At 39.5% G+C, this 6668-nt stretch carries 3 protein-coding genes; all 3 read right to left on the bottom strand.

Annotation, left to right across the window (positions count from 1 at the left end):
• Positions 1–225: 225 nt before the first annotated feature.
• The 3 genes from R2R28_RS23140 to R2R28_RS23130 all read right to left on the bottom strand — a co-directional run bounded on the left by R2R28_RS23140 (position 226) and on the right by R2R28_RS23130 (position 6624).
• Positions 226–2655, bottom strand: coding sequence for a glycoside hydrolase family 2 TIM barrel-domain containing protein (locus tag R2R28_RS23140; protein WP_316828027.1), 2430 nt, complete (start codon positions 2653–2655; stop codon positions 226–228).
• 100 nt (positions 2656–2755) lie between these two features.
• On the bottom strand, positions 2756–3868 hold the full coding sequence (locus tag R2R28_RS23135) for a glycosylase (RefSeq protein ID WP_316828026.1): 1113 nt from the start codon (positions 3866–3868) through the stop codon (positions 2756–2758).
• Positions 3865–6624, bottom strand: coding sequence for a family 78 glycoside hydrolase catalytic domain (locus R2R28_RS23130; RefSeq protein ID WP_316828025.1), 2760 nt, complete (start codon positions 6622–6624; stop codon positions 3865–3867). The genes R2R28_RS23135 and R2R28_RS23130 overlap by 4 nt, the downstream gene beginning before the upstream one ends.
• Positions 6625–6668: the final 44 nt, after the last annotated feature.

Below are 6668 nucleotides of genomic sequence, written 5' to 3'. Positions count from 1 at the left end.
TTTATGGTTTATTTCGGTCGGTAATACACCAACCGATAGATTAAGCTATTCTTTCTACTTCCGAATACCATTATTGCTCTTCGAAACTACCTTTTTGTTCTTCTGAAGCTATTCTTTCTACTTTCGAATTCAATTTATCTAATGGTTGGTGTCTCCACCGACCATATTTTTTTATTTAATTTATTTCGGTCGGTGAGACACCAACCGATAGACTCATTTTTTACTCTATTTACCCGTTTTAATTATGATTGACGATTCAGCTAAACCAGCGGATGATGCGGTAAGTTTAATCGTTCCTGTTTTTTCTGTTGATTGCAGGATGGCTAAACACAATCCATGAAAGGCTTTGCGGTAATTGGCTTTGAAAGGCTCTACACTTGCCTGAAAACCATTATCAACGCCCGCAATAAAACCATTTCCTTCCACTTTAAAATCGACCACATTATCCGCATCGGGGACAACATTTCCTGCTGCATCTAAAATGCGTACGGTGATAAAGGATAAATCTTTGCCATCTGCTTTAATGTTTTTTCTATCGGCAATCAATTCAATTTTTGCGGGATCTCCTGCTGTTTTCACTTCACGTACTAAAACTTCCTTCCCATTTTTTCGCGATACTGCTTTTAAAGTTCCAGGCTCAAAAGGCACATTCCAAAACACATGTAAATCATCACCTTGTTTCGATTTTTTACCTAATGATTTTCCGTTCAGGTAAAGCTCCACTTCATCGGCATTGTTGTAATAAGCCCAAACTTCGACCGGTTTTCCTTGTTTCCAGTTCCAATGCGGCAGAATATGCAATACGGGTTTATTAGTCCATTCGCTCTGGTACATATAATATGAATCCTTAGGAAAACCCGCTAAATCGACAATTCCGAAATATGAACTTCTGGCTGGCCATGGATACGGCAATGGCTCACCCAGGTAATCGAAGCCTGTCCATACGAACAAACCAGAAACATGATCGTATTTTTTTGCTTCCTTCCAGGTTTCTTCGTGTGTAGAACCCCAATAGGCTGAAACATTATCGTAAGCAGATGCCGACCATTCTTTATTGCCATCAGTAAACTTTGTTTTTCCATCTCTTGGCCAGCGGCGAATGGTATCGGCAGTATCATAAAAACCTCTCGTTTCTAAAGCAGAAGTAGTTTCTGTGGCCAAAAACTTAACGCCCGGATAGTTTTTAGGGAAATCTTTATACAGTTTGTGGTTGTAGTTTAATCCATAAATATCAAGTGCATTGGCTTGGTAGATAAAATTCTTTTCGGCTTTTGTTTCCGTCAACGCTGAGATTACCGGACGGGTTTTGTCCAGATTTTTAACAATTGATACCAATTCTTTTGTAATGGACACACCTGTGCTATCAAACTGCTCGCGGATTTCGTTACCAATGCTCCAGAGAATAATGGATGGGTGATTACGATCGCGTTTAATCATTTCCTCTAAATCGCTTTTGTGCCATTCAAGGAAATTCAGGTGATAATCGTTTTTGGTTTTCTTTTTCACCCACATATCAAAAGCTTCATCCATTACCAGGAAACCCATTTTGTCGCATAAATCTAAAAACTCAGGAGCAGGTGGATTGTGGGCTGTCCGGATGGCATTTACGCCCATCGCTTTCATTATTTCTAATTGACGTTCCATTGCACGCACATTTACTGCGGCCCCTAAAGCGCCTAAATCGTGGTGCAGGCAAACACCTAAAATTTTCATTGCTTTTCCGTTTAACGAAAAGCCCTTTTGTGCGTCGAAATTGAAATCACGAATTCCAAATGGTGTAGTATAACGGTCAATGATTTTCCCGTCGGCTTGCATAATCTCTGTAACCAGGGTGTACATTACCGGTCGATCAACCGACCATAATTTTGGATTTGCAATGACCAAACCATTTGTGACTAACTTAGCAGTATTTTGATCAACCACCATTGGCCATTGCTTTTGTTGAAGTTTTACTCCTTTATCATCGAAAATGGTGGTCAGGATTTTATAAGTCCCTTTTACGTTGAATTTATTTTCGAGTTCGATATCAACAGCGATTGATGCTAAGCTTTCTCCAGGAGATAAAATCCTACTCTCGTTACTTTGCCCCTTGTTGCCACTAACTACACTCGTTTTGATGAAAATACCGTTGCGCTTTACCGAAACTGCTGCAGCCGATGTTAACCATACATTTCTATAAATCCCTGAGCCAGAATACCAGCGCGAATCGGGTTGTGCTGAATTATCTACCTTAACGGCAATGGTATTTTTTCCAGTCTTTAAAAATTTGCTGATCTCGTATGAAAAAGAACTATAGCCGTATGGACGTTTGCCTAAATATTGACCATTGATCCAAACTTCACTGTTTTTATATACGCCATCAAATTCAATGTTGATTAATCTATTCTTAAAATTAGCGGGGGCAATAAATTCTTTTCTGTACCAGCCGATGCCCGTTGGCAAACCACCACCCTCTGGTTTTGCAGGGTTTTTCTCATCGAATTTCCCTTCAATGCTCCAATCATGCGGTAAGGTGAGTTTTCTCCATTTCAGGTCGTTAAATGAAGATATTTTTGCCGTTGGCTCATCGCCCAGAAAGAATTTCCAATCCTTGTTGAAGCTAATTCTGGTGCGCGATTGTGCGGATGCAGCTCCACTTAATAAGGTTAATGCCAATATTAATTTGAAAATGAAACTGACCTTGAGGTTCGTGAGGACACGAACCTTGGCAGTTGGAAATGGTTTTAACCTTAATATTGTCTCTAGCCTCTTCATCTTAATTCTTCGTTTCACTTACAAAATTCACTTTACTTTTACCTAAATCTTTTGAGGTAGCAACAGCAATTCCGCGTTGGTCTTGTTTGTTAACGGCGCAATAAAAATGATATACCGTGCCTTTATATTTCAAAACAAAAGATTTGTGTGCGTACAATTCATCATATTTTTCTGATGATTCAATCAGGTTATCGCCTGTCCAGTCGGTCCAGTTTACCAGGTCGTTTGAAGCAGCAAAACGGTTAAAGGAACCCTTTCTATCCTGCCAGAAAGCACCAAAGTAAAACATTACCCAGGTTTTGTTAATCTTTTGGATTACAGCATCTCCGGTAATGCCAACCGGATGATGAACCACAGGGTTTTTATTAAAACGCTGCCAGTAGATCATATCATCAGAAACCGCCATACCGATGCGCTCGTACCAGCGTGTTTTTTTGTTGTTTACCAACGAATCGCCAACGGCATTATAGTACATCACAAATGCATGACCGGTTAATTTTTGTTTGTCTTCAATTACCGTGCTTTTAAAAAGCTTGTTGCGGTTTTCCCACCAACGCACGTCAGCATCACCAGAAGTTAAAACCGCTTTGTCTAACCTGCCCCACTCCTGCACCATTGATGGATCTTTGCTTGTGTAGGCCATCCCAATGGATAATGGCTCTACTTCATAACCTTTTTCTTTGCCACCAAAATACGACATCCAGTACTTGCCATCGAATTGATTTACGCCATAGCTCCCGCCCCATTTTGTATCCAGCAGTGCATTGTAACCTGCTTTTTGGTTATCGTCCCAATAACCAGCATCGCCGAAAGACATTAATTTGCCCTGATTTTCCCAATGCAATAAATCTTCACTTTTAGCCAACCAGGTTTCGTAACCGCGGCCGCTAAAAATCAGGTAAGTCATGTACCAATCTTTGCCCTTTCTAAATATAGTCGGACAATCCATTTTATGGTCTTTATCTTCTGGCACCATGACCAAACCATATTTATAAGGGGTTTTAACCTCCTGATAAATTTTTTCCATCGTTTCTGCTGAAACAGGATTAGTGGTTTGCGCATTTAATTTCAATGCACTTACAAAAAGGAAAGATGCCAGGATTATCTTTTTCATTGGTGCTTCAAATTAAATTTATAATAACCTGATCCAACAGCCACCTTTGTTTTGCCGTTTTCTGTACCCCCATCTTTAACTAATGAATTATATTCTTCCGAGAGATCATAATTTGGTAAAACAGGGAAATAAACTGTCGCTTTTGTATTTACAGGGATGTTAATTTCTAAAGTGAAATTCTTATCCGTTTTTGTCCATTTGGTAGAAATATTGCCATATGGGGAATTGTAACTCACATCAGCCGAAGTTAAATCACCCACTACTTCAGGTTCGATTTTAATATGCTTGAAGGCAATAGAATTTTCTTCCTGACGGATGCCACCAAGGCCACTGTACAGCCATTCCATTAAGTGCCCCAGCATAAAATGATTGTTGGATACACTTGGCAAGGCTGCCCACGATTCGGTCAGCGCTGTTGCGCCTTTGGCAAGCTGCATACCATAACCAGGTACATCAGAACGGCTGTTCATATCAAAAATCACATCCGATTTTCCTGCGTCTTCTAAAACACGTAAAACATAACGGTAACCAATATCACCAGCAGTTAAACTGTTTTTACGATCTCTAATATCTTTAACCAAATTCTCAATCACTGCAATTTTATCTTTTTCTTCAACCAAACCCATATAGACCGCCATTGCATTAGCAGCTTGCGAACCCGTTGCGTACTGTTTGGTTTTGGCATCGACGAATTTATTATTGAAAGATTTTCTCACTTCGATAGCCAGTTTTGCATAAGTCATAGCATCAGCTTTTTTACCTAAAAGTGTTGCTGTTTTTTCCATGATATTTAAATCGTAGTAATAAATTGCTGTACCCGTAACGCCCATTGGGGTTAATTGAGAAACACCTGGCGGTTTCGGACCTAAATCGTACCAATCGCCTAAACCTTGCGACAATATGTTACCATTTGCCTTAGTTCCCAGATAATTAATGTATTGCTGCATCATTGGGTAATAATTAAGCATCGCCTGCTTATCGCCATACCATTGATATAAATACCATGGCATCAAAACCCCGCTGCTACCCCATTCAGGAGAATCGCGGAACATATCGCCACCCCATTCGAACTTTACATATTCTGGTGAAATTTCAGGGATGAGTCCGCTGGCCAATTGGGAGTTTTTCATATCCTGTAAGGCTTTCTTAAACAGCGGCGCAGCATTATAATTGTAGCGCACCGAACTGCCCATTAAATGCAGTTCCTCTAACCAACCCAATTTTTCGCGGTGTGGACAATCGGTAAACACACTCACCATATTACTTTTAATGGCCCAATCGATTAAACTGAAGGTTTTGTTAAACAATTCATTTGAAGAGGAGAATTTACCTACTTGCTCGGCAGCATTTCTAATGTGTAAAGCTTTCAGGTTTTCAATTATGACTTTATTTGAAGCGTTTTCTTTGCCTGATGGAATAGCTCCTTTAACTTGTAAATAACGAAATCCGGTATAAAAGAATTTTGGTCGCCAGGTTTCGACACCCTCACCTTTTAAAATATAGGTAAAGTAAGACGGACCGCCCATATTTTTTTGCGTTACTGAGCCATCTTCTTTTATTAACTCTGCAGGAGTAATGCGAACAGTATCGCCTTTTTTACCGCGGACTTTTAATTCGATAATAGCTGATGAATTTTGCCTCATATCATAAACCCATTCCCCATTAGGAACAGGAGTAGTTTTTAGAGCGGAGGTATATTCAAAAACTTTTACAGGCTCTTCCATTTGCGCATTTAATTTTGGTCCATTAACCAGCAAAGCGGATTTCCATTTTGCATCGTTAAAACCAACTGAATTCCAGCCTTTTTGTTCCAGATTAGCGTTATAATCTTCTCCACCGTAAATACTCGAAAAAGTTATTGGCGATGGTGTGGTTTTCCAGGTCTGATTACTGACGATATTTGCAGAAGTACCATCACTGTATTCAATTAGCAATCTGCAGATCATTTTAGGGTAACCATAAGCTACTTTTAGTTTTCTATAACGCTCTTTAACCGGTGGAATATAATAAAACCCATTGCCGAGCATCACACCGATTGCATTTTCACCTTTCTTAAGTTGTTTGGTTAAATCGTAGGTGATGTATAAAGCCTCTTTATCGTACTTGGTCCAGCCTGGAGCCAGGAAATCGTCACCAACTTTTAATCCGTTTAAACTCATTTCGAAATGGCCTAACCCAGAAATAAAAGCCGTAGCTTTTTTAATGGTCTTTGTTACGGTAAATCCCTTGCGGAACATGGGCAAGGTATTATTACCATTGTATTTATCTTTTTTACCGTCAGTTGGTAAAGTATTTATATTAGAATCGGTCAGTTTTTCATATGCAATCCATTTAGCTCCTTTCCAGTCAGCTGTATTTAACAAGCCCATTTGCCAGTAGGCAGTACTGCTCCATTCCGATTCATTTCCATAATTATCCCATACATGCACTTTCCAATAGTAAGTTTTGGTTGATTGAAGTTTGGTCCCTTTATAAATAACCTGGATCGATTGACCTGAATTTACCTTTTTAGTATCCCAAACCTCACCCTTATTCTTTTTTAAGTTTGAAGGATTTTCTGAAACCAGGATTTGATAAGCTACCTGCATCACATTGTGTTTAGATGATTGCAATTTCCAGCTTAAATTAGGGTTGGGGATATCAATGCCTGCCGGGTTGTTTCTATAACCACAAGTCAAATCAACAACTTTAATATCCTGCGCATAAAGCGGAATACTCAAAAGATAAAGCCACGAAAAAATCAGAAATCTGCTCATTATCCTGTGATTAGCATTGCGAAATTTTTACGCAAGGGCAAGGG

Origin of the sequence: Pedobacter miscanthi (genome assembly GCF_032678605.1) — a bacterium.
GTDB lineage: Bacteria > Bacteroidota > Bacteroidia > Sphingobacteriales > Sphingobacteriaceae > Pedobacter > Pedobacter miscanthi_A.
The sequence above is the reverse complement of the archived record's forward strand: the minus strand, read 5'-3'. Positions and strand labels throughout refer to the sequence as shown.